17 protein-coding genes and 2 riboswitches are annotated in these 25,769 nt (G+C 54.4%); of the genes, 3 read left to right on the plus strand and 14 right to left on the minus strand.

Annotation, left to right across the window (positions count from 1 at the left end):
• Positions 1 to 28: 28 nt before the first annotated feature.
• Positions 29 to 268, plus strand: a complete 240-nt coding sequence (locus ACQUQP_RS13100; protein ID WP_432695476.1) for a hypothetical protein — start codon at positions 29 to 31, stop codon at positions 266 to 268.
• Between the two features lie 469 nt (positions 269 to 737).
• Positions 738 to 818, plus strand: a riboswitch (cyclic di-GMP riboswitch).
• A 65-nt stretch (positions 819 to 883) separates the two neighbouring features.
• Positions 884 to 2,212 (plus strand): Ig-like domain-containing protein, encoded by a 1,329-nt coding sequence (locus ACQUQP_RS13105; RefSeq protein WP_432695477.1) that lies wholly within the window; start codon positions 884 to 886, stop codon positions 2,210 to 2,212.
• 66 nt (positions 2,213 to 2,278) lie between these two features.
• Here the strand turns inward: ACQUQP_RS13105 and ACQUQP_RS13110 are convergent, their stop codons facing one another.
• Complete coding sequence (locus ACQUQP_RS13110; protein ID WP_432695478.1) at positions 2,279 to 5,731, minus strand: MSCRAMM family protein; 3,453 nt, start codon at positions 5,729 to 5,731, stop codon at positions 2,279 to 2,281.
• Positions 5,732 to 5,817: 86 nt separating this feature from the next.
• Positions 5,818 to 7,176 (minus strand): hypothetical protein, encoded by a 1,359-nt coding sequence (locus tag ACQUQP_RS13115; RefSeq protein WP_432695479.1) that lies wholly within the window; start codon positions 7,174 to 7,176, stop codon positions 5,818 to 5,820.
• 953 nt (positions 7,177 to 8,129) lie between these two features.
• Positions 8,130 to 8,232, plus strand: a riboswitch (cyclic di-GMP riboswitch).
• A 63-nt stretch (positions 8,233 to 8,295) separates the two neighbouring features.
• Between ACQUQP_RS13115 and ACQUQP_RS13120 the strand changes: the two genes are divergently transcribed.
• Positions 8,296 to 10,920, plus strand: a complete 2,625-nt coding sequence (locus ACQUQP_RS13120) for an Ig-like domain-containing protein (protein WP_432695480.1) — start codon at positions 8,296 to 8,298, stop codon at positions 10,918 to 10,920.
• Between the two features lie 210 nt (positions 10,921 to 11,130).
• On the opposite strand, the gene ACQUQP_RS13125 is transcribed toward ACQUQP_RS13120, so the two are convergent.
• The 12 genes from ACQUQP_RS13125 to gspE form a co-directional block, all read right to left on the minus strand.
• Entirely contained in the window at positions 11,131 to 14,607 is a 3,477-nt protein-coding gene (locus ACQUQP_RS13125; RefSeq protein WP_432695481.1) for a prealbumin-like fold domain-containing protein, read from the minus strand.
• A gap of 609 nt (positions 14,608 to 15,216) precedes the next feature.
• A complete protein-coding gene (gene gspD, locus ACQUQP_RS13130; RefSeq protein ID WP_432695482.1) occupies positions 15,217 to 17,364 on the minus strand; it encodes a type II secretion system secretin GspD in 2,148 nt (715 codons plus the stop codon).
• The gene (locus ACQUQP_RS13135; protein ID WP_432695483.1) at positions 17,357 to 17,956 is read right to left on the minus strand and encodes a hypothetical protein; all 600 of its coding nucleotides are present in this window, start codon (positions 17,954 to 17,956) and stop codon (positions 17,357 to 17,359) included. Before ACQUQP_RS13135 ends, gspD begins: the two co-directional genes overlap by 8 nt.
• Positions 17,953 to 18,555 carry a type II secretion system protein GspM gene (gspM, locus tag ACQUQP_RS13140; protein ID WP_432695484.1) on the minus strand — a complete coding sequence of 201 codons (603 nt, stop codon included), beginning with the start codon at positions 18,553 to 18,555 and terminating at the stop codon, positions 17,953 to 17,955. Before gspM ends, ACQUQP_RS13135 begins: the two co-directional genes overlap by 4 nt.
• Entirely contained in the window at positions 18,552 to 19,643 is a 1,092-nt protein-coding gene (locus ACQUQP_RS13145) for a PilN domain-containing protein (protein ID WP_432695485.1), read from the minus strand. The genes gspM and ACQUQP_RS13145 overlap by 4 nt, the downstream gene beginning before the upstream one ends.
• Positions 19,633 to 20,586: a general secretion pathway protein GspK gene (locus ACQUQP_RS13150; protein ID WP_432695486.1), complete on the minus strand. Its 954-nt coding sequence runs from the start codon at positions 20,584 to 20,586 to the stop codon at positions 19,633 to 19,635. The genes ACQUQP_RS13145 and ACQUQP_RS13150 overlap by 11 nt, the downstream gene beginning before the upstream one ends.
• Positions 20,567 to 21,295 (minus strand): PulJ/GspJ family protein, encoded by a 729-nt coding sequence (locus ACQUQP_RS13155; protein WP_432695487.1) that lies wholly within the window; start codon positions 21,293 to 21,295, stop codon positions 20,567 to 20,569. The genes ACQUQP_RS13150 and ACQUQP_RS13155 overlap by 20 nt, the downstream gene beginning before the upstream one ends.
• Positions 21,292 to 21,693 carry a type IV pilus modification PilV family protein gene (locus tag ACQUQP_RS13160; RefSeq protein ID WP_432695488.1) on the minus strand — a complete coding sequence of 134 codons (402 nt, stop codon included), beginning with the start codon at positions 21,691 to 21,693 and terminating at the stop codon, positions 21,292 to 21,294. Before ACQUQP_RS13160 ends, ACQUQP_RS13155 begins: the two co-directional genes overlap by 4 nt.
• The gene (locus ACQUQP_RS13165; RefSeq protein ID WP_432695489.1) at positions 21,683 to 22,120 is read right to left on the minus strand and encodes a GspH/FimT family pseudopilin; all 438 of its coding nucleotides are present in this window, start codon (positions 22,118 to 22,120) and stop codon (positions 21,683 to 21,685) included. Before ACQUQP_RS13165 ends, ACQUQP_RS13160 begins: the two co-directional genes overlap by 11 nt.
• A 16-nt stretch (positions 22,121 to 22,136) precedes the next feature.
• Positions 22,137 to 22,571: a type II secretion system major pseudopilin GspG gene (gene gspG, locus ACQUQP_RS13170; RefSeq protein ID WP_432695490.1), complete on the minus strand. Its 435-nt coding sequence runs from the start codon at positions 22,569 to 22,571 to the stop codon at positions 22,137 to 22,139.
• Positions 22,572 to 22,595: 24 nt separating this feature from the next.
• Positions 22,596 to 23,813, minus strand: coding sequence for a type II secretion system F family protein (locus ACQUQP_RS13175; RefSeq protein WP_432695491.1), 1,218 nt, complete (start codon positions 23,811 to 23,813; stop codon positions 22,596 to 22,598).
• Positions 23,814 to 23,819: 6 nt separating this feature from the next.
• Positions 23,820 to 25,535 (minus strand): type II secretion system ATPase GspE, encoded by a 1,716-nt coding sequence (gspE, locus tag ACQUQP_RS13180; protein ID WP_432695492.1) that lies wholly within the window; start codon positions 25,533 to 25,535, stop codon positions 23,820 to 23,822.
• Positions 25,536 to 25,769 lie beyond the last annotated feature (234 nt).

The following is a 25,769-nucleotide window of genomic DNA, read 5'->3' on the forward strand; positions in this document are numbered from 1 at the left end:
AATTTTTTGACTATGGGGAGTTTTCCACATGGAAAAACGATACCGGCGTATGTTGCTTAATCATCGCCTCATCAAACAGGACGAAGCGGAACAGGAACGTCTTCAAAGCTCCGGCGCATCCGAGGATACGCAAGACCGGAGTGCCGACACTCGGAGTAAGGAAATGAACAGAAAACGCACCTGGCGCCGCCTCAAGCCTGCCTTCCATACCATTGAGGGTTACCCGGTAGAGATCCATATCACCCTATGGGATGAAATTGAAAATTAATATAACGAAAAATTCTTGTTTCTTTTATGTAACAACTAAGATCTTACGCTGTTCTGTAAATGTAACAGTTTCAACTATTTAACCGTAGCCAAAACACCTCAAAACCTCCACAGCAAATACTAACCTCACCATTATTCGTTACAATTATTTAACATCAAAAAGCAATTAAAACCGCCCTGTAAACCAGGCTAATCAGTATTTATTTGCTCATCCCTGCCTTATCAGATTAGTTACAAAACTCCTTATTTAAAATTCTATTACTGTCCTGATATGATCCACCCAGCATTTAATCGTATCGATTAATTAACAGGACATTTTTCCGATGTAACTATTTGCTTCAGTATCACAGCCAAACCGCCGATTAGTCTTGTTTGGGCGGTTGCTGTTGTACAGCTTGCAAACCGCTCCAGATGAGCGGCAGAACAACCGTTACACGATTGAAACACACAATTTAACTGTAAAAGATCCTCTCCCGAAAAGGCAAAGCTCTCAGGAGCCGCGCAAAGTCACGGGCCTCGCGTTTCATCATCGAGGTAGCCGGATTGCCGAAGGAGACACATCTCTTTGGAATCATCGCCAGGGGATCTTGCTGAATATTAATTTCAGGAGGGCCCCATGGCATCTCGAATAGCAATGCACGCGCTGCCAAAGGCAGCCATCACCCTGTCGGTCGCGTTCGGACTGGTCCTGTCATCTCATGCCATGGCCGCAAAGCCAGAAGGCAAGGGAAAGAATTCAACGACCACTGAAAGCACCAGCCCCTCCTCTGATCCACTTTCGCTGACAACCGAGAATTACAACTTCCGCAACCTATCCGGCGACAACAGCTGTCTGGGTGAAGATGATCATCTGATCTGGGAAGCACTGGGAAGCCTTCAGCCCGGTGAAAGCTTCAGCTTTACACCCAAATACGCTGCCTGTAACTACCACCCCGCTGCCATCACGGTGCAGCTGGAATGGGAAGGTAGCGAACTGCAATTATCCAGTACGGTGCCCTACAGGGATTACTCAAGCTCTGATATTGAGCAAACCGGCAAAGCGGTAATAGCGCCGAATGTTGGCAACACGTCCCAGCTCTGTATGTTCCCCAACTACAAGGAAGAAGGGATCAACTACACCATCACCGTCACCAATGTGGGTGATACAGCGGCCAACAATATCGTTGTCGATGGCCACAGTGAAAACGATTGGGTCAGGTATTACTACAATCGCTGCGTCAATGCGGACGCCGATAACGATGGCTGGAACGATGCGTTGGAACACACCATGGGAAGCCTGGTCCGCTATATCGGCTATATCGACGGCGAATTCCAGATGGACAAACTCTGGGGGCCCAACTACCTCCGCGCACAGGCCGACACCCTAAGTGCACACGATGAAGTCGACAGCTACCCGGCGGATTTTAACGATGACGGCGCCGTTGACCAGTTCGACCTGGATCGTATTGCTTTGCACCTGGGTGAGGGTAACGGCGTTCCACTGGAAGCGATCAGCCCGAACCCCAGCGACCCAGCTTACCTTTACAGCAACGTATTTGAGTGGCGCCGTTTTGACCTGGATGGGGACGGATATGTCTCCCAGTCCGATATAGACATCGTCGCCTCTCTAGTCGGGTACATATTACCGATGACTGAAGACATCATTGCACCGACAGCACGAGTTGTGTATCCCGCAGACAATGGCACCATAGCAAAAGGCGGTTATACCCTGATCAAGGGCCATGTCTGGGATAACGCAAGTATTGTACAGGTGGACTACATCGTGAACGGCCGGACCGAGTGTTCTGCTACTCGCCCGTCGCCAAACTGGGGAACGACCTCACCGTTCTATTACTGCGGCTGGCAGGTTCCCAAAAAGCAGGGAACCCATGATATTGAGATCCAGGTGCAGGATGCGGCGGGTAATATCAGCAGCAGCGGTATTGTTCAAGTAATCGCGCAATAAGCGGTAACAACATGAAGGGCGGGATATACCCGCCCTTCTTACTTTGAAGTTACAGGAACTACCGCATCACGGATCGATAGTGATTTCGCAGATCAGCGTCACGGTCGGGTCGGTCGGCAGCAAGTCGTACACTGTCAGGCTTCCGTCCCCATCGGCTTCGGTTCCACCGTTATACTCGTTACCGTCGGTATCGGTGCACTTGATGGTTGAGGCGGTACCGCCTACAACCTGCGAGTCAACCGATACGGTAACATTTGTCAGCGGTGTATTGCTGAAGCTAACAGTTGCTTCATTACCATCACCACACTCGGATGCCAAGCTAACCGTTACATCCTTGGCTTCTTCTGCGTCAGCCACATAGCCGTCCGGTACATCTTCCGTTACGGTGTAATCACCGATGCCCTCGAGGCTACTAACCAACAGGCCTTCGTAGCAGGCTTCACCGTTAGCGTCGGTCACAACATCGACACCATCAGCAGCCAGATTACCGCCGGTAATGGTAAAGGTCACACCCTCGTGAGCCTGATCTCCGCCTCCATCAGCTGCATGCTTGCGGGTTTTGGTGATCTTGATAGCACCAAGTAGACGCGGGTTAACGAAGGTCCGGTTCAGCGCGGGGGTATTTTCACCGGTGTCACCCAAGCCTACAACGATGCCACACTGCGGTCCTTCAGCATCCTGATACTGACCAGGCAACGGATTGGTTTCCACCACACAGTAAGTAGCTGTGGTTTCACCTTCTGGCGGCAGGATACCGCTGATAGTACACACGCCATCGGCAGCCTCACCGGCTCCAGTTACGCAGCTCAATCCGGTGCTGGCACCCGGCGCCCCATCTACATCATTCGTCAGCGTGAAGGTCCAGCCATTCAGCAGAGTACCTTCGTCATCCTCTTTCTGGATATTGACTGAACCGGGAATACGGGGGTTAACGAAGGTACGGTTAAGCGCAGGGATATCTTCGCCTGTGTCACCCAAGCCTACGACGATGCCACATTGGTCAGCCGCACCCTCATACTGACCAGGCAACGGATTGGTTTCCACTACACAGTAGGTGGCTGAGGTTTCACCTTCCGGCGGCAGGATACCACTGATGGTACAGACACCATCGGCTGCTTCACCCGCACCAGTTTCGCAGCTGAGTCCCAAGTCGACTCCTTTCGCACCGCCGTTATCGGTCCACAGAGTAAAGATCCAGCCATTCAGCAGGGAACCATCTTCATCCTCTTTCTGGATATTGACTGAACCGGGGATACGCGGGTTAACGAAGGTACGGTTAAGCGCAAGGATATCTTCGCCCGTGTCACCCAGGCCTACGACGATGCCACATTGATCAGCCGCACCCTGATACTCATCCGGTAATGGATTGGTTTCCACTACACAGTAGGTGGCTGAGGTTTCACCTTCCGGCGGCAGGATACCACTGATGGTACAGACACCATCGGCTGCTTCACCCGCACCAGTTTCGCAGCTGAGTCCCAAGTCGACTCCTTTCGCACCGCCGTTATCGGTCCACAGAGTAAAGATCCAGCCATTCAGCAGGGTGCCATCTTCATCCTCTTTCTGGATATTGACTGAACCGGGGATACGCGGGTTAACGAAGGTCAGGTTCAGCGCAGGGGTATTTTCGCCCGTGTCACCCAAGCCTACGACGATGCCACACTGTGGTCCATCCGCATCCTCATACTCATCAGACAATGGATTGGTTTCCACTACACAGTAGGTGGCTGAGGTTTCACCTTCCGGCGGCAGGATACCACTGATGGTACATACACCATCGGTAGCTTCCCCGGCGCCCGTTACGCAGCTCAACCCGGTGCTATCGCCCGGTGACCCATCTACATCCTTCGTGAGCGTAAAGGTCCAGCCATTCAGCAGGGAACCATCTTCATCCTCTTTCTGAATATTGACCGCACCGGGGATACGCGGGTTAACGAAGAAGACCTCGATCGCGTCTACGCCCGTATCACCCAATTCTACGACAATGCCACACTGGGGATCGCTATCCTGATACTCATCAGGCAAGGGGTTGGTTTCCACTACACAGTAGGTGTCAAAGAATTCACCTTCCGGCGGCAGGATTCCCTCAATGGTACACAGCCCGTCTTCCGTTTCACCGGTCACACAGCTTAACTCCAGATCAGTCTCCGGCGCCGGCGGGTCACCACCATCGTCAGTCCACAGCGCAAAGCTCCAGCCATTCAGCAGGGTACCATCTTCATCCACTTTCTGGACGATGATTTGGCCGGGAATACGCGGGTCGACATAGCTTACGTCCAGATCATTATCCGCCGTAACGGTTCCACACGAGTAGTAGTAAGGATCTTCAGGCAGCATGTGTCCATCTGGAGGAGTCACCTCAACCACGCAGTATTCACCGGCGAGAATATCAATCCAGGTACAGGTACCACTACCGTCGGTGGTACAGTCTTCTATATCTTGTAATTCATATTCGACAGGGTCGGTATCTGGCACTGCCACCAAGACCTGAACCCGAGAGTCCGGGTTGGTAGCATCCGCGTCGTCATAAACAGTTGGGGTATCACCATCATCATAGAACAGGCGGAAAACCGCACCAGCCTGATTCACGGTGTTGCCTAATTCATCGGTCTTGCTGATGTTGATGTTGGCGCAGTTACTGATATTGACATCGATCGGTGCAATGAAATCCTTCATCTGCGCAGTAAACGAGTCGGACGAGCGGCTCTTCAGGTGCGCGGAACCGAATGACACGCACTCGCCCTCCGGGAAGAGAGCAGTCAGATCGATAGTTGCCTCACCAAAGGTATAGGGGTCGAAGTCACCTATAGGTACAGGCGTGCCGTTCGGAATCCCCGGAGGCGGTGCCAGTACACCATCACCGTCAGCAATACTGGTATTGATCGACCCTATCGCGATATTAGCCGCACTGAGGTTAATCTGCTCCCCCCAGCAGGGGTATTTACCGGCTTCACAGACACCATCGCCTGCGTCCTCCAGCCAGAGATACAGGAACAGTTCCGGGGTTATACCCCCCTGGGCCAGTTTGTATTCGACCAGTACGTCTCCCGGCTCACGGATCGGAAACTGTACCCCCGTTGAGGTAGGATCATGCTGGAAATTCCCGGCGTTAAACTCAAAGTCCATCAGCGTGGTGCCGGACGGATCCTGAACGCGTGTCCAGAACAGATGCAGGTAGTCTCTACCGTTACTGGTTTCCTGATAAGCACCGAAATGCTTCAGGTCACTTTTGTTGTTCGGAATACTACCGAAGGTGGTATCCGGGTCGACCGTATCTTCTTTGGTCCCGCCCTTGAATGAGTCGTCGTCGGACCCGGTAGGAAGATCAGTTGCAACCACCAGCCCATCTCCGACGGCAAAATCCCAATCAATGCCCCCGTCATTAGACAAGAAGTCCGCATCTTCGTCGATTTCAAAATTACTGTCGCCCAACGACGTTGCGCCGGCGGTCAGTGAAAAGGATAAAGCGGCACCGAGCACACACGCCGTGACGCCCCTCCATTTGTGCTTAACGTTCATAATCAGCCCCTCCGTTAATTAAGGCTGGTGATTCGACCGTCAGACGACGTCGCGCCGTGCCGGTTTCAGTTGAGCATCCTGCCCTGCTATTTCTCCTGTTGAAGGTGTAATAACCAGAGTGTTTCGTATGCTTTTTCCAGCTCCCGCTTCGCGACCGGGCTTCTGACCTCAACCAGTAACTGATCGACGAGCTCCATACGGGGAAGAATCTGATCAGCTGCAAGCACCGACGAGGCAAACTCCACCCCATACACCACCTGACCTCCGCCGGGGGTTCGCGAGATATACTGGGTAGTCCTCAGCGCGCCGTAGCGAATGTCGGGTTTATAGTTGGAGAGCCCCCCTTGACCCGGAGGATCGAGTTGCATGTGGTAAGTACCGGCGATCAGCTGTGACAGCTCGGCCCAACGCCGGTCGGGAATCAAATTCGCCCTGACGCTATTGATTATGGCGTTTGCAGCAGCGGGATATTCGGATGATTGAGCGAGAATTTTGATTGCAAACTGTGCACCGGAATCCGACTGATGGGCACCGTAAACCCAGTCTGATAAGACTGGTACCCCCTTGCCTTCAGGGATAGTGGCAAGGGTAATTGCGGCGTAACGGCCCCAGTTCAGCTGATTAACCTGTGCGAGATCATGGACGAGCGATGCATCCCCAAAACGACTGAAGACTTTAAACAGCGGGCCGGTATCCGCCCTCTCTGCCCCTTCATCATTACCCGCCAAGAAAACATCGCGGGCAGCGCGAACGATATCCTGATCATACAAACCGGGAGAGGTGTCATTGAGGTAGTGACCCAAGGCCTCAATTTCAGTTGGCCGCTGGGTTCTATGAAGTTCGTCGTAAAAAATCGACTCGACCTGGTGACCACCGATACGCTCAAGCACGGCAAAGAGTGCCAGCCGCAATGACGGATACCCCGCGGCCTCATCAAGCCCCCCCTTGGTAAAATCAACGTCGCCTCCCTGCGCAAGAAACTTGGCGATAGCGGGTAAAGCGGTATCCCCCTCGCGTATTAGCCGTGAGAGATCCTGTTGCATCTGTGCAACATCGATATCCAGCAGTGTCCAGCGGGGCCTGTCATCTAACAGCTCCAGTCGCTCCAACAGCATATCGGGCGCTATCCGGTTAGCCGAAGAATAACCGCGCTCGACTGTATCTCGGCTTGTTGAGTTTCCCTGGCCTGCCACAGGCCCTGACACCTGGCCCATCGAGGCTGCGGAGACGTCGGCAGTTTGATTCTCAACATGAGGCGAATCGGGAGGCTTTGACGCTTCACTGAAAAATCCAAGGTGCGCACTGAGAAGGTATACAGCAAGGCACAGAACCAACAGGTAACCGACGCTGTCCCAAACCGATCCATCATGAACCATGCGCCTGAGCGACAAGGATAAAGATCTTTTAGACTGGCCCGCCTGATGTCGCAGCACGTGCTGTTGCATCATTATTCCTCGAGTGCGTTCAAGCACTAACCGATTGAGCGACCCGTACTGCTACGTACTGCTAAAAATACAGAAGGCTAGCTCGCAACCAATTAGCGCACTGGTTTACGCTCTCTACAGCAACGACTGCGCCATATGACGAAAGCCTATGATTTAAAAAGAATTCTGTCTTTTCAGAAGGAAATTTACAGGCTCAACCGTTAACAGAAAGATACAGAAAAGAGAAAACCAGGAGACAGGAAAATGAAATAAGCCATTGATAGATATGGATTTAATGAAATAAACGTTAGTGTTATCCATTCATTACAGCATTGATATCGAGTGATGATACACGGAGACATTATCAGGTTCAGTGTCCACCGATCGCTGGTATTGATTCTCTCTTCAAGCACCGCCGTAGACACCTTCTGTCATCAGAAGCGATTTACCGGCCTCCATCCACTTGGTTTTGACATCAAAAACAGACAGATACTAAATTAAATCCATTATTTAATTTTTTATAACAAAAAGTTCTTACAAAAAATCGCTGTACGTTTCCACTTCAGAGTGTACCAATCAATTTACATAAAACCTTTATATGTTGTTTAAAGGAAACATTTATAGAATAAAATTACACTCAGCTCTTTTAGAATTGTTTCATTGGTTTAACAAAAAATTTAAAGCGACACAAAACCTGTTAATTTATTGATTCATTTAAATTTATTCCCGCTCAATTCGGAACTTTCTTTTATACATCGCATACTTAACCTTACATCTCGCAGTTGATAATATCCCCCTCAAGCTAAGAACGTTTAATTCGGGTAACAGTTAACGTAAAGCTCAGACGGTTAAAGGCTAAAACGAATAGCTTTTATGTAACAAGTAACAAAAAAACGATACCGAGCTTACAGATCATTCTTTAAGTGCATCACGAATAAGACATAACCCGATAAACAATTAACAACTTTGATCCTCTACTGAAAAGGCTAACCCCGAGTAATCGGGCGGCGCAAAGTTACGGGTCCCGACTGAAGCGAGCAAAGAGATCGCATCACAGGGGATCGCCGGACCGCCAAAGTAGAGATACTACGGTACGCCGCTAGAGGATCTTCACTGAATTTTATGTATCAGGAGAGATCTATGCGCCTAGCCGGGCCCACCTTGGTTCGTTCCATCGCTGTAACAGCACTGTCCGCTGCCATTGCATCGGTGGCATTGCCGTCCTTTGCTGCTGACGTTCATGGACACTCTCAGTCATTACCCGCCGCCGCATCCGCAACTGCTGAACAGGCCCGTCAGCAGGCTCTTGAACATACCCAGGCGCTGCTGAACCTTCAGAAAAAATGGGCCAAGGCCCAGGGTGCCGACAAATCACGTGCTCTGGAACAGTTGACCGCAAAAGCGGAAGAACGCCGAGCATTCCTGCTTGAATTGATGGAAAGCAACCCGGCAGCCGTGCTAAGCGCCACTATTCCAGATGACAAGCAGGCAGGCTTGCCCACTCAGGTGCTGGAAAAGCTGGAGCAACGCATCGACCTGGAGGGTAAGCTGGAAATCTTCTATGAAGACTATGAAGACGGCAGCCAAAAACTACACCATGTTGTAAACACAGCTTTCGGGGAGCGTTTCAAGCTTCGCTTCTCTGGGCAGCTGCCGCATGACAAGTTAACGGGCTCATCAATTGCCATGAATGGTGTATTTTTCGAGTCTGCAGACGAAGACTCGGATGGTGTTGTAGTGTTTAACCAAGATGACACCACTTTGTCGCTCGCTGCCGATAATGCCAGCTACTCATCTGGTAGCACTGTTGAACCGGTTGCCAATACCTTCGGCGAACAGCGCACGGCTGTCATCCTCGTCAATTTCCAGGATAACCCAACTAACCAGCCTGCGACGGTTGCACAGACCAACGATATCGTATTCGGCGAAGTTGACCAGTTCATCCGCGAAAACTCCTACGGTCAAACCTGGCTGAGTGGCGACACCTTTGGCTGGTTTACAATTCCGCAAAGCAGCACAACCTGTAGTACCCAAACGTTGGAAACCTATGCACGGGAAGAAGCTACAGCCCGTGGCATAAACTTGTCCGGCTATGACCGCCTGGTGTTCATACATCCGTATACCTCTGCCTGCAAGTGGGGCGGCGTTGGTACTGTCGGCGGTTCACCGTCAAAAGCGTTTATCAATGGTAAGTTTCAACTAAGCACCATTGCCCATGAACTGGGCCATAATTTGGGCCTTTATCACTCTCACGCCCTGTCCTGCGGCAGCGCCAGCGTTGGTACCGCCTGTTCATCTATCGAGTACGGCGATATCCCTGACGTCATGGGGACCATGGTATCCGGGCACTTCAGTGCACCACAAAAGGAGCGCCTGGGTTGGCTGGGTTACGGTAGCTCTCCCGCGATCCAGACAGTCGAAACCAGTGGTAGCTACTCGCTTTCACCCTATTCAGCTCAGGATGGTGGAGTCAAAGCGCTGAAATTCCTGAAGGGTATCGATCCCAATACCGGCAATCAGGAATGGTATTACGTCGAGTACCGCCAGCCGGTCGGTTTTGACTCAGATCTGACTAAGGGTGGTAACTTCCTCCAGGGCGCTACCGTGCGCTCTGCAGCACCCGCCGATGGTGACAGCTTCCATATGCTCGACATGAATGCGCAGACCAGCGACTGGTGGGATTCGGCGCTTGAAGCTGGCCAGCAATTTGTAGATGAGCTAAGTGGAACAACCATTGCGACCGAGTCGTTAAACTCACAGACTGCCAGCATCTACGTGAATGCAGCAGCCGCCCAGGTTTGTCAGCAAACGGATCCGTCTCTAATACTTGCACCGAGCGATATTCAGTGGGCTGCCGCTGGCGCCAATATTCAGTACTCTCTGACACTGAGCAATAATGATACGAGCGCTTGCGCAAGCAATCAGTACCAGCTGAGTAATACCCTGCCATCTGGCTGGAGCAGCACCCTGCCCACCCAGGCTGTAACGCTTGAGCCTGGCAGCAGCTCTACCATTTCATTTACGATCACGTCACCAGTGGATACCGCAGAAACCTTCTATGGTTTGGACTTCGCAGCCTCCAGCGGAAGCTACAGCAGCACCTTGTCGACAATGGTGGTTATTGAAGGGCAGGTAGATACTGGCACGACTAATAGCGCGCCTGTTGCCAAAAACGACGGCGCAAGCACCAGCTATGAAACACCGGTTACCATTGCTGTATTGAGCAATGACTCAGACCCGGATGGCGATGCCCTGTCCATCACCTCCGTTAGCGGCGTTAACGGTCAGGCCAAGATCAACGCCAACGGTACGCTTACGTTCACGCCAGCAACAGGATTCAGCGGTATTGAAACGTTCACCTACAGCATCAGCGATGGGCAGGGTGGCAGCAGCAGCGCTTCCGTAAGTGTTAGCGTCGCAGGAAGTACTTCAACCACTAACCAGGCACCAGTGGCATCAAACGATACCGGAACTACCGATGGCAATACCTCAGTTATCATCGATGTTCTGGCTAACGATTCCGATCCTGATGGCGATACGCTTACTGTTACCAGTGTGACTCAAGGCTCCAAAGGTTCGGTAAAGATCAATAGCAATGGCACTTTGACCTTTACACCCGCCAAAAGCTTTAAGAATGGCGATAGCTTCGACTACACCATCAGCGACGGCAACCTGAGCGCAACTGCCACCGTTACAGTGTCATTAGCATCTGGAAGCGATAGCAGCGGCACCAGCAAGGGCAACGGTAAAGGTCCGAATAAGTAATCGGCAGCCAAGCCGTCAACGACGGGCTGCGATTAGAAAAAATGCGTTGCAGGGATTACAGGGATTAGAGGACGTGGATAAGGATATACAGGACCGATCAGGGAACTCAACGGAGCGCAAAGGATAGGGATTTTATCCCAAGCTGCGCACAAAAAAGGGGCCGCCAAAAGCGGCCCCTTCCTCATTTACTCTTCAATATTGAAGATTGTTTTATTGCTGTCCTACCGGAGTACCATCGTTCAGCGTCCCACCTACAACCTTCAGCGGTCCATATTCATCACCGACGTTAAGCGGTTGTGAACATGAGGTATGGAACTCAATGCTCTGAATGAACGTTCCGCCACCTTCGGTATAGTCGGAGGTATAGATTTCGAAGATGGTTACCGGCGGGATACCCGCACCACCGTTATCCTTCCAGTGGTTGTAGCTGAAGGTATCGCCTATGGCCACATTATCTGCCGGGCTATCTTCCGGCACCTGAGTACCCTGTTTCGTCAGGATGACGATATCAGCAGGATCCGGGTAAGCCCCATTCAGCGGACCAATAACGACATTACCTTCTTCCTGACTGTTGATGTCATTATTTTCACCGGTGTACTCAAGGGTCAGTGCAAGCGGTCTACCTGTATTGCTGCCGTCCGGGCAGAACTCAACCAGAATATCCTTGTTGACAATTGTACAGGTCGCGTCGTCACCATAGCCAAGCGAAATGGTATTCGCTTCGCCATCGAACGTACCATCACCGGCACAGCTCCAATCTGTCTGCACTTCATAGAAGTCAAACTGATCTTCTTCCAGCAGGTAGGCTACGTTTGCGGCGACGTCGTACGGACCGAGATCCGCGCTGTTACCCGTTGCGGCCTGCTCGCCTTTACCGGAGAAGTCAAAGGCAGCGGTTGCACCACCTGTTGCGGTAGCAGACAGAGTCCATTCACTGGCCTCACGCTCGCCACCGAACTGGTTGTTAACCTCTTTCACCAGTGTCAGCGTCGGCAGACGGCTGTTGACGAAGGTACAGGTTACGGTTTCACCTGGATCCAGGTAGATAGATGCTGTACCTGTTTCGCCTTCACCCAGCGGATCGGTAACGTTACCCGTGCTGTCAGTACCTTCAGTATCGGTATCAACACAGGTCAGGCTTGTCAGATCCCAGCCAGCAGGTACTGTTTCGGAGATTGAATAAGCCCCCGGTACCAACTTATTGGAATCATCTGAAGCAGGGTTGTCACCACTTGTGTCGAGCGAGGTAGCAAGACCATCGATAGCTCCACTCACTCCATCAATCTTGTGAGCGAAGTCGAAGCTACCTGTGCCACCGACTGTTTCCTTGATTAAGGTGATCTGACCACGTTCGGTGTTTTCGAACGTACATTCGAAAGTGCTATCCCTGTCATCCGGGAAGGCAACAGTGAATGTACAGACGTCGTCCCCTCCTGCATTGTCGGCGCCACCAACATCAGTCAGGTCAAAGCCTGCTTTTGCGGTTTCAACAACTTTGTAGTCACCAGCATTCAGGTCAACGCCGAAGTCCAGGTTACCTTCGCTGTCAGTACTTCCTGTAGCCAGAAGTGTCTCGCCTTTATACAGCTTGAACTCCCAACCACTTTCATTACCGGCCGGTACGGTTGTTTTGACAACCTTGGCTTTGGCAGGAATCACCTTGTTACGCCACAGACAGACAACTGCTTCGCCATCGTTAATGGTGATTGTCGCTGCATCACCACTGACACTGGTTCCCACGTCGTCCTCACCCGGAGCCGGAGGATCAGCCTCGGTAGCCAAACCACAGTCGAGGTCGTGGAACTCGTAGCCATCAGGAGGGGTTTGCTCATCTACGGTATGTGTACCGGCATAGACCGGTGAATACTGTTCTGATACAAAGCCACTGCTGGTTAAGAGATTGACAGGATTCGGCAAGCCAATCTGTCCTGGGTCGTCACCACCTTCACCGCTAGCCTGAGATGTGGTGTCATAGCTGAAGGTTGCATTGGCAGCAACACGATACGCCTGATCGTCATCATCGAAGGCAATGGTTTCTTTCTGCAGGTAGATGTCACCTGGCGCAGCTGCGATGAAGTTCTCGTAGGTACAGGTTACCGTATCTCCCGGTGTCAAACCGATAGTGGCCTTAGCGCCGTCATAAAGAACAGTGCTTTCGCCATTATCAGATGTACAACTCAGGGCTTCGAAAGAAGCATCACCAACCTCAGTTTCCTCTACCGTGTAAACCGTAGGAACAAGGTCCTCTATGGTTTTGCACTGGACACCTGTATCGCAGTCGTAGTGATCAGATTCCTTAACCGTGGCCTCGAGATCGAAGGTCGAAATCGTCTCTGCGGGTGCTACTTTCAACACTTCGTACGAGAACGTAGTCGTATTGGCTACTTCACCGGTGTAGACCTTACGGATGATGAGATTACCCTTCTTGACGTTCTTAAACAGACAATGCACGGTCTCGGTGCGAGACACATTGATATTGTCTCCGGCAGTGCTGTCACCACCGGTTGTGCCGAGATAGGTATTGTTCTCTTCATCCAGATAAGCGTCATCCAGACAGTCTACCGCGTCCAAAGTCCAGCCATCCGGAACAGTTTCATAGGCGTCATAAGAACCCGGATGCACATCATCGATAAAGATCCGGCCACCATCGGCGATCGGTGATCCATCAGGCTCTGTACCTTGTTCTCCATCTGGACCGAAGGTGAAGGCGAACGTCTGCGTATCACCAAGCGGGTCGGTTTCTTTTTCAAGTACCACGTTACCGCAGGTTTCGATCGGTACACGGATGTACTCATGAAGGTTGGACTTAACCGAGGTTGAAGAACGTCCTTCAAGCAGTACAGTACTAAAGCAAGGCACCTGCTCCAGTCCGTCGAAGATCGTACCCAGGTTTACAAAACCTTCCATGAAGGAACCCGGTTCCTGTAAGCCATCCCACGTGGTGAAGATCGTATTCAGCAGCGGATTTTCACCCCTGGCGCCGTTGGTGGTGATACATGCACCTATATCGTCGTCAGGATCGAGAAGTTGGCAGTCACCTTCGTTAGTTTCATAGAATTTAACCAGGTTGTTTGTCTCGCCCGGTACCCATTGATACGCCTCGATGGCTCCTACAGAACCACCGCGGGTGAAATGAACAACGGCGAAAACGTCATTCTCAGTACGGTCGCCACCCTGCCAGATTCCGGGGAAGTCCGGGTCGTAAGGATCACAATCGACGTCATTCTGCATAAACCAGACGCCTAACGCCTTGTCCCCGTTTTCAGCCGAGCGGTTAGCCCCGAAAACTATGTACGGGTCACCTAGGTAGTCATATACCATGGCATAGCCATGCTCATAGTCTACGTTCGGGTTAACCTGTGTTTTCGCTGTACACCCACCTTCCGCAAGGTAATTGATATCTTTGCTACCCTGCGTATAAACGGATACATCTTCTATTCCATCAGGACCGTTGTTGTTGTCATCAACAAAGCTGTATCCCGATGGCGGGGTCAGGTATAGCGGATTCCAGTCATCACCATCAACTAGTGAATCATCTGCAGCATTGCCATCAAGTTCGAATAATCCGGCATCATGCTGGGCATAAGCCGGATACGTATAGGTAAGTCCCGCTGCAAGCACGAAACCTACCAATAAAGACAGCGTTCTAAAAACCGGCGTCTTCAAAAAAGATAAGGACCTGTTCATGTCCCACCTCCCTCGGCTTCCGCTTTTGTTTTTATGAGGAAACCATTTAAAGTTTCGCCACCGCCTGTGCTCCGGATACCGGTCGAGCGGCTCTGGCCCAAGATCTCCTGTCGAGGTACCGATTCCGGCCTGGAGGTGGTTGTCATCCCGCTAACATCAGTTCCTCTGACGCGAGGGGCCCCCTCACACACAAACGGGTGGCGGAAATGACATACAAAGGGCGAAAAACCGGCATCTCTGCGGATACCTGGCCGCTGGTACACATATCCCCCAGCGGTCGACCTGGGCATGTCTTTGCCAAAGCCGTTAGGTGCCCTATGAGATACAAAGAGCGTGCCTAAAATCTAAGTCATTGATAATTAATTGTTTTCTTGGCTGTGGGCAGGAGGCGGAGAATATAACTGTAATACCCACTTATATAAATTGCTTATGATTAAATATAAGTGGTTGATAGTTATGGACTTTGGGAAATCCGCATGGATGTAAACACCAGGTAACGGTTGAACAACTTTTAGTAATGGGTCCGCAGGATTCTGAACAGAGGGGCTCAGCCGAAACCTGGCCTTTGTGGGCCGAAGTTTCGACTGAGCTTTGGACGTTGAATTAACTCTATGGATTTGTTGATGAATCAAGCGGGCGCGAAGGCAACTCCAGACCCCGCAGCTTGTTCTGATACTCCCGCGTGACCTCCCGCGCATCGGCGGTGTCGGTCACGGCAGTCGGTGTAATCATCACCACCAGCTCCGTGCGGTTTACACTTTTACCCTTGCTGCCAAACGCCAGGCCCACCACCGGCACATGACGCAGATACGGCACGCCTTCGCTGCCGTTGCTGCGGTTTTCTCTTATGAGGCCACCCAACACCAGGGTTTCGCCGCTCTGCACCGCCACACTGGTGTTGATGCGACGCTGGGTAATGGTGGGGGAATCGATGGAGGAACTGGTGGTTTCCTCGGCCACATCATTAACCTCCTGGGTAATATCAAGCACCACCATACCGCCGGCATTTACCCTGGGGGTCACCTCCAGCAGAACGCCGGTGTCACGGTACTGAATCGTACTGGTGGTGTTCAGGTTATCGCTGTTGGTATTGGTGGTTGAGGAGGTACGGATCGGCACCTGGTCACCCACCCGGATCTCGGCAGTACGGTTATCCAGCACCATCAATGACGGTGAGGAGATTACGTTGAGGCGCGAGTCCGATGCCAGCAGGTTAAGCAGGGCCCGGGTCTGGCCGGCTTTGAACACTTCGAAAGTGGCACTATTAGCAACATCAGTTGCGAAGCTACCGATAGTACCGACTCCCTTGGTTGTGTTTCCAAGATGGCTTTTGAAGAACCAGTTCAGGCCATAGCGCAGTTCATCCTGCAGGGAGACTTCGACGATCGTCGCTTCCACCAGCACCTGCAGTGGCAGCACGTCCAGCTTCTGGATCGCGCGGTAGACCTTATCGTAGTCCGTCGGCGAGGCCATGATCAGCAGGGCGTTATTCTCAGTGTCGGCGATAATATCGACATCCCCCACATCGAGGCTGGCCGGTGCCGACTGGGTCGCTTCCGTGCGGGTAATACCGCCATCAGTCCCCTCTTCCCCCGCGGCAGGTGTAGGCTCGGTCGGGCGCGGCTGATTCGCTTCCCGCTCCTGTCGGTTGCGGCGCTGCCCTTCAAACAGGTTGCCCAGCATTTCCGCCAGGCTCTCAGCACGTCCGTTCTGCACGTAGTAGACATACATGCCCAGTCCCTGGGCGCCTTCGGTGCGGTCAAGCCGGCGTACCCAGGCTCCAGCATCCGCCAGGTATTTTTTCTGCGGGGTAATCACCAGAATCGCATTCAGGCGCTCGATCGGTAAAAAGCGTACAACACCTGCCAGAGGCCCATCGGCAGAGTCGCCGAATATCGCTTCCAGTTCACTGATCAGCTGCTCAGGGTCCACCGCCTGCAAGCGATATAGCCCCACTGACATGCCCCGCAGCTGGTCTACATCAAATACCTTTATGGTCTCTTTCAGGTTGATCAGCTCTGCCTGCGTGCCGGCAATGGTGATCATGTTGCGATAGGTATCGGCTTCCAGCAGACCCTGACGGGGTTTCATCGGTTCGAGAATTTTGACCATCTCCTGAGCGCCTATGTAACGCAGCGGGACTACCAGCATCTGGTAGCCACGGTCGGCACTCAGGTTGGCCTTAAGGCTAACGGTACCGCCATTGATACTGTCGATCGGCACCACCTCAAAGAAGTCTCCCTGATCCACTAACGCGGCACCATTTACCTGGAGCAGTTTTTCCAGCGTGGGAATCAGTGCATCACGATTGATCGGTCTTGTGGTCTGCATATTGGCGGTGCCGCGAACCCGGTCATCGAGGATGTAGTTGACCTGCAGGATATCGCCCAAAATCGTTTTTACGATTTCGCTGATTTCGGCATCCTGGAAGTTAAAGGTGATATCCCCTTCCGCCGGTACCGGCGTCTCGGCAGCGCTAAGGTCGACGAAGGTCCCACTGCCGCTGTAGATCTCAACATCCTGCCCGGTACCACCGGATGGCGACACAGCCTCAGTAGCGAAACGATCTTCCGACCGGTTTTGTCCCAGGCGCTGCTGGCGCGCCAGGGTTTCGCCAACCGGTATCGATGCCTGGGGCGGGTCATCCTGCCTGTAAATGCTGTCCAGCGCGTTCGGATTACCGGTATCTTGCAGGGCGCAGGCACTCAGGCTCAGTGCGCAACCTGTCAGCCAGATAAAGCGGAGATAATTATTCATTGCGCTCATCCCTCGTCGTCTGTAAGTCCTGCTGCAACTGTTCCGCGGCCTCGCGGGCCCGCTCATCCAATCGCCGCACCTCTGAATCGGCCTGTTCCGTCTCTGTCGGCTCAGCCATCGAGGCCACCGGCTCTGTATCCCGGGGCTCTAGCAGGTCGAGACGCACCTGCTCATCGCCGGAATCCATGACCACTCCCTCCGGCGTAATCTCGTTCAGCATCCAGGTATCATCCAGCGGCATCCCTGTTGTCAGCAGCCTATGTCCCTCTCCATCACGCTGTCGTAACAACGCTTTCTGTACCTCGCCGACCATAAACACACCGGTCAAGCGCCAGGTCTCACGCAGTTCTCTTGCCGAGACAGCGGTGGCCTGCGAGTCCGTCGCGTCGGGACGGCGATTGGTGTTAAACAGTGGGCGCTGGAGAATTTCGTCGAATGCATCACGGGGAGGGAGCTCGGGCAGTTCCATACTCTGTGAAGCAGCATCCATTGGCGCCGCATCGGGTATGACGTTTTCCTGTTCCGCGCTCACCGCAGGGTCTATACCTGCCAGCACCAACGCCCCGATTAAAAGAGCCTGGATAATGTTCATGGCGACACCTCCTGACCCGTATACCCGATGAGATCGAAGCGGATATCCAGTGCCGGAATAGCGGCCGCCCGGTCCCGCAGATTCCTGGCACGGGCGCTGATCTGGCGGCGGGGGTTGGCAAGGACTCGGAGATTATCGACAAACAGCACAGGCCGCCCTGACTCAATGTTGTAAAGCAGATCGACCAGGTCGTTCAATTCACCACGCAGATGTACCTGGATCGATACAGGTTGCAGAGGGCTGTCGTCGTCGCGGTTCAGAATCTGGGTACTGATGACCTGACCCCCGCCGATTCCAACCTGCCGGTGTAGCAGCTGCTGCAGGCCCGCGGCTGCCAACGCGGGGGTCGCCTGGGCCAGGTACCAGTCATCGGAGGGCTGATTCGCCTGCAGTGCCGCAAGTCGCGCTTTCGCCTCAGGGAGGCCTTCTGCGAGACGCTCATAGACGGCCAGCCGGTTCTCCAATGCATCGATACGGGCACCGTAGTCACTCCAGCTCACCCAGAGCGGCACCAGCAGAATGCGTATCAGTAAAAGGATAACGACCACCAGGAGTGCGACAGCTATGAAGCGACTCTGCCCGGGTTTAAGGTTTGTCATTGTGCTACCTCCCCCTGAACCTGAGCCGTAAGACTAAAACGCTCTTTACGCGACCTGGGGTTAATCGTCACAGGCGAGGTAAAGCTCACCTGTTCAAGCAGCGGCGATTCCTCCAATAGACTGATCAGGCCTGATGCGCTGTTGGACTCGCCCTGAACACGCAGCTCATCGCCCTCAAGTTCAAAACGGCTTAGCCAGGTCGAATCGGGTAGCCGCCGTGTCAGTTCATCCAGCAGTACAATTGTGGCGGGGCGTGTGGTTTTACGCTCATAGATAAACTGGCCGCCCGACTCCATCAGTTCGATCTCTGATCGTATCGCCTGGGCTTCTTCAGCCACTGACTCGCGCGGTCCTATCGCCTGCTGCAAGGCCAACAGACGCTCTTCCCGCTGATAAAACAGTACGCCGATCACCAGCGACAGCAGCAGAACGATCAGCACCGGGCGACTTCGCAGCAGCACAGAGCGTTTGCTTTCAGGCCGCTGGGTTTCTGGCAGAAGGTTCAGAGACGACAGGGAGCGTCCCTCGGAAAAAGCGGATTCCGGCAGTATCGCCGCTGGATGCAGATCCGCTTCTGCCAGGGAATTCACAACCCTCTCGCGCACCGCGTTGGGCAGGACAAACAGCTCCACCTCTATGCGCTGTGCACTTCGGTCACGCCCGGCAACACGATAACCGTAACTGGCCTGAGTCGCGCTGAATGGGGTGTGGCGATCCAGTTCAAAGCCAAGTACCGCCTCAAGCCGCGATTCCGTGGAAGCGGGCAGTGACAGGGTTTTACGCAGAACGTCGTCATCACTCAGAGTGACCACCAGACCAACCCGCCCTTTTCCCAATGTGCGCCAGGTGGCCAGCGTCGGGTCAGAGGCCACCTGGTCCAGCGGAATACGAAGTTGTTGACCGTTTTCCCTGACCTCGAAACCAACGGCCGAGTAATGCAGGCGCATCTCTTTGCCTTCCATGCGACTGCGCCAGCGTTCTGGTATCAGGCTGCTTAACTCGCCGGTCCACCAGTCCCAGAATTGACGCAACGGCAAACCTATACTGGCGCCCAGGCGTTTAGTTTTCAGCTGCGGTTCACCGTTCATTTCCGGCTACCTCCCGCTCTGTATCGTCGTTTGACCCCAGAAGTAATACCCGCTCCTGTTCCACTCTGGGCACTTGGCCACCCCGGGTGATATGTACGATCTGCTGCACCCGGGTATAGGGTTCAATCCTTGCCTCTGTCCGGGCGGTATATTCTCTACCGCCTCCTCTACTGGCGACGTAAGGGTCACCGTCAAAGGGCAGCTCCGGTAACGGCAACTGGCTTTCCCAGGCGGTTCGGCGTTGATCTATGTAACTGCGCACTGTGCCTTCACTGGCATTGGGTAGTGTCATCAGAACCTCAAACGGCGCCACCGTTGGATTAATGGTCCGGGACTGCGTTCGCACTGTCAGGCTCGGTTGAATCTGGCGGTACACCTCGACAGTCATCCCCAGCACATTGGCGAGTTCCGCCACCTCTTTGAACGGCTGATTGGCGGGTCCTTCAGAACGCCCGGCCGCCAGGTATTCATCCTCCTCAGCACCGTTCAGGCGGATCAGATCGTCTTCATCGCGCCAGTCTTCGATGGCCGCCACCAGCGCCGCCCGCTGGCTGTCATCTTCCATCGCCGGCTCGATCAGCGCGTCGAGCAGCTCGGTGGGCAGCGTATTCAAATCCAGCTTTCCGCTCTCATCCTGCAGTGACACACGCACCTCTGTACCGCCTATTTCCATGTTGTGTTCTGAGCCGTCCGCCAACCAGCCATAGGGCTCCTGTTGCTGCAGGCTCCAGAGTGCCCATACCAACCCGGCGTCCGCTGCTTGTCCCGCCTTGTACGCCTGCTCAGTATTAAGGGTCTGGCGCGCAAACCCTCGTCCACCCAACGAAAGATTGGTTGCAATCAGACTCAGCAGGATCAACACCCAGAGCACTGTCACGAGCACCACGCCCTGCTGTGTCAGGGGGTACATGCTGTCTGGGCTGTCAGTCAGTGCGAACGGCATAGTTGTACTCCTGCAATGCAACGCTGAGCGGCTGCCAACTGCTTAACAGTTGCGTCTCCGGCTGCTCCTCTTCGTAGCCGGAATCAAACTCCTCCAGGGTCAGCTCCACCAGTGTCGGCAGTCGAGCCTCCTGCAACCACTGATCGCTCTCCTCCTCGCTGCCATCGTTGCCGAAAAAGCTGTATTGAAAGCTCAAGCGGGCATCTCCGGTGATACGCAGCAGGTGCTCCTCTGGCGGCTGGATCTCCTCCTCTTCACCTTCAAGCAGGGTCACACGATCGGTATCGAACAACGAAAACCAGTCGACGCCCTCCTGCTCAGCGTATGTCCGGGTTTGCAGCATCAATGCCTGGGGACGCTCGTCGGTCGCCTCGCTCAGGAAGATGCGATACCAGAGCAGTCCGCCTTCGCTGCTCTGGCTGAAGCGGGGTGCAACAAACATCAGCTGATCTGACTCGCCCCGGAATGCCACCTGAATCACACTGTCGATATCGCGTACCCGTTCGCCCCTGGCCTGTCCTATCAAACGGCGCAGAAACTGCTGGAGCTGGTACTGCTCAGACACCTGTTGCTGGCGCTGCTCGGCGGCATCCCAGCCACGGGAGCTGACACGCAGGCTGCCAAACAGCAACATCATGATCATGCCGGTCAGTACCAGTGCAATCATCAATTCAACCAGCGTAAACCCGCCGGCATATTTACGATTCACAACGGCCTCACCAATCTCAAGGTGTTAAGCGTCAGGCTCTTTTCCCTGTCCCAGTAGACGCTGAGTTCAATTTCATAGGGTTCCGACACACTCTCCACCGACGGATCCCAGTCCGGAAAATCAAACCGTTTTACGCGTAACTCCCATTCGTATCGCTCATCCTCAAAACGACCGGTTTCGCGCCCCTGGCGTAACTCTCTTCGCGCCAGTACCCGATCCAGTTGAGACTGCGCCAGTAGCAGCGCCTGCTGCCGCTCTGCCGCCCGCGAAGTGCTATCGAGCGCCAACGAATTAAGGTTAAGCACCACGCCCAACATGCTTGCCAAAATCACAAACGCCACAAGTACTTCCAGCAGCGTAAAACCGGTCTGCCTGTTCGCTGCACCGCTAGCGTTCATCGATGGAGATCCTCCCGCTGAGGGCGTCCACTTCGATTACATATCCCCCATTCCCCTCAAGGGCCAGGCTCAGACGTCCGCCATTGCTGCTGCCATCCGGGAAGAACATCAACGCCTTGTCGCCGACGAAGGGGTTACGCATGAAAGCAGGTAACTCCCCTGGCGACAGTTCAACACTGATATCATCCGGCCAACTCACCACCACCTCGCCGTTATCGCGATAACCCCGTGCCTCCGTATCCAGTACCAATTGCTCCACCTGGCTGCGACTGACCGCTTCGCTACGCAGCTCGCGTAACAGCGCCGCACTCTGCCGTGCAAAGGCTTTCAGCTCACTGCCGGGCAGCACATTGCCTATATTGGGCGCTACCAGCGTCAGCATCAGCGATGCGATCACCAGCACCACTAGCAGCTCGAGCAGCGTCATTCCCTGTGCCCTCTCTCTATTCCCAGCTGGACACATCCTGGTTCTCACCGTCTCCACCCTCCTGGCCGTCGGCACCCAGGGAATAAAGGTCATACTCACCATGTGACCCGGGCGCCTGGTAGATGTAGTCATTACCCCAGGGGTCCTGGCGCACTACGCTTTTGCTGAGGTAGGGGCCATTCCAGTTGGTGGTGCCTGAGGGCTGCTGCACCAGCGCCTCTAACCCCTGTTGGGTCGTGGGATAGCGGCCGACCTCGAGCCGATACAGATCCAGCGCCGCGCCGAGTTCCTGTATCTGCAGCGCCGCGGTTTTGGTTTTGGAGCTGCCCACGTGACGCAGCACCTGGGGGCCAACAAGGCTGGCGAGCAGACCGAGTATCACCAGCACCACCAGCAGCTCAAGCAGCGTAAAGCCCGCAATTCCGCGTTTTGCACTCTGTTTTCTGTTCATTCTTCCTGTCCTCTAACTCCTGTATCAGAGCGGCAATTCATTGATCGACATGATCGCCACCAGGATCGACATGATGATCCCGGCGATCAGCAGGCCGAGCCCGACGATTAACAGTGGCTCCAAAATGGTCAGCATCCGCTGGATGTTGAGTCCGACCTCACGGTCGTATAGCTCGGCGACTTTCATCAGCATCTCATCCAGCTGGCCGGTCTCTTCGCCGACCTGGATCATCTGGATCGCCAGCGGTGGGAACTCCCCGGTGGCATGCAACGGTTCCCCCAGCCTGCGCCCTTCGCGCACGCCATCACTGACCTGGGCGACGATGGAGGCCAGATGCTGGTTAACCAAGGTGCCGCGGGCGATCTGCAGTGCGTTGACCATCGGTACACCACCACTTAGCAGGGTGCCCAGGCTGCGACTCAGACGGGCGGTCTCCATCCGCTGAATCAGTCCGCCGACCAGCGGCAACCGCAGTAACACCCTATCCCAGTGCAGGCGAACTTCCGGCCGTTTGAGCCGCTGGCGAAACACCAGTCCAGCCAGCACCAGCGCGATCAGCAGCCAGGGGCCGAAAATGCGCACGAAGTCGGCCACCGCCATCACCACCCGGGTTGCCAGCGGCAGGGCTTCGCCCATATCGGAAAAGAGCTGTTCGAACTGGGGAATAACGTAGGTAAGGATCACCACCAGAGAGAGAATCGCGACAAACAGCAGAATCATCGGGTAGAGCAGTGCGGATAACACTTTCTCACGCAGGGCGCGGCTACGGTCCAGGTAAAACGCCATGTCCTGCAGCCCTTCGGCCAGGGTGCCGGCGGTTTCGGCGGCGTGGATCATGCTGACGTAAAAGGGTGAAAACAGGCCGCCCTGCTCCTGCAAGGCGCGGGACAGGGAGCGTCCGCGCTGTACCTCGTCTTCGATATGCTTCAGCAGCGCCTGCTGGTCTTTATCTTCACTGACCCGGGACATGATCTGCAGCGCGCGGTCCAGCGACAGCCCGGCCCGCATCAGTTCGGCCAGGTCCTGGGTAAACTGCTGTACCCGCTGGCGTTTGCTTTGACCGCCCATCTCCAGTTTCAGGAAGGCGCCAAGATCGGAAGTGGCACCGGCCGGTTCCACCAGCAGCGGGATCAAACCCTTGCCCTGCAGCTGACGCACCACGCCCTGGCTATCGCGAGCCTCCAGCTCCCCTTTGAGTTCTTCCCCTTCCTGGGTGACGGCGCGGTAAACAAATTGAGGCATGGACCGTCACTCCTGAGTCACGCGGATGACTTCTTCAAGATTGGTCAGCCCCTGCAGCGCCTTGGCGCAGCCATCTTCATACATGGTGCGCATACCGCTGGCCCGGGCCGCGGCATGGATGCGGCCGGAGTCGGCATGATCCAGCGCCAGGCGCCGGATCTCATCGTTCATCAGCAGCAGTTCATGGATCACCAGGCGGCCATGGAATCCGGTGCCCTGACACTCCTTGCAGCCGTTGGCGCGCCAGAGCTGGAGCGGTTTTCCCTCGGCAAATCGCTCCAGGCCGGTTTCACGCACCAGCTCCGGCAGCGGCGTGTAGGGCTCGCGGCAGTGCGGACAGAGTACGCGCACCAGTCGCTGGGCGATGACGGCATTCAGTGTCGAGGTAAGCAGGTAGTCTTCAACTCCCATCTCCAGCATACGGGTGATACTGGAAGAGGCATCGTTGGTGTGCAGGGTCGATAGCACCAGGTGGCCGGTCAGGGCCGACTGGATGCTGATACGGGCGGTTTCCAGGTCACGCATCTCACCGACCATGATCACATCCGGGTCCTGACGCACAATGGAGCGCAGTGCGTTGGCAAAACTGAGTCCGATAGAGGATTTCACCTGGATCTGGTTGATCCCCTCCAGCTGATACTCCACCGGATCCTCGACGGTGATCAGTTTGCGTTGCGGGGTGTTAAGTTGGTGAAGTGCGGTGTAAAGCGTAGTGGTTTTACCGCTACCGGTGGGACCTGTCACCAGGATCATGCCGTTGGGAATGGCCAACAGTTCATCGAGCTGGGCACGGCAGGCATCGGTAAAGCCGAGAGACTGAAAATCGAAGGTGATACTCTCGCGATTCAATAATCGAAGCACCACGCTCTCGCCGTGCATGGTGGGCACGGTGGAGACACGGATATCGAGATCCTTGCCCTGGACTCTCAGCTCTATGCGGCCATCCTGCGGCAACCGGCGTTCGGCGATATTGAGCCGCGCCATGATTTTCAGACGCGAAATCACCGCCGGCGACAGCTGTACCGGTGGCGCTTCGCCCTCCTGCAGTACGCCGTCAACACGGTAACGGACCTTGAGCTCGTTCTCGAACGGTTCGATATGGATATCAGAGGCTCGGGCCTCAACGGCACGCTGGATAATCAGGTTGACCAGCCGGATCACCGGGGCGCCGCTGGCCAGATCCATCAGCTCCTCGACGCTCTCCTCCTGCTCTTCACCCGGCCCCACATCGGCGAGAATATCGCCCATCTGGCTCTGGCCCTCGCCGTAGTAGCGATCCAGCAGCGCCAGAATATCGGAGGATGCAGCGACTTTTGCCGATACCGGCATGCCCCAGGCCAGTTCCAGCGCCCGGCGGGCATACTGGTCCGCCGGATAGGCCATGGCCAACTCCAGTTTTCCATCCGTTTCGGCCAGGGGGAGCACGCTGTATTCGCGCAGGAAGCGCACAGAAACACGGTCGTTGAGATCAAGCGGAGTTTGCAGCTCTTCGGCAGTCAGCAGCGGCGAGTCATAGAGTTCGGCCAGTGCACTGGCCAGATTCCTTTCCGATACCAGGCCCAACCGGACCAGAAGTTCCGAGCGCTGCCCTGATGCAACTGCACCGGACTGCATCTGGTTTACTCGGCCCAAGTCAGTTTCGCTAAGGAGGCCCCGGTTTATCAGTATCTTGGCGAGTTCCTCCTCATGCGGATCCGGCTGGGCGGAAACTGCTTCATTCATCGCCACCCTCCCTTCCCGCCAGAGCGGGCTCCGTCTCCAATAGCTTACATATGTCAGCTTTATGTTACAGATCCAAGTAAACCTGTTTCTATCGACTGACAAAACAAGCTGTTACTCACAACTATAGCTGCCAACCGATTTTATGAGCCCAGCCCAAGTTGAATTTTTATGCGCTTGGTTGGCAATGGCATGCGTATGAATAAAGATAGGCGATAACCCCTAACAAGCCAGTTA

This window comes from Marinobacterium sp. YM272, from assembly GCF_050908845.1.
Taxonomy (GTDB): domain Bacteria; phylum Pseudomonadota; class Gammaproteobacteria; order Pseudomonadales; family Balneatricaceae; genus Marinobacterium_D.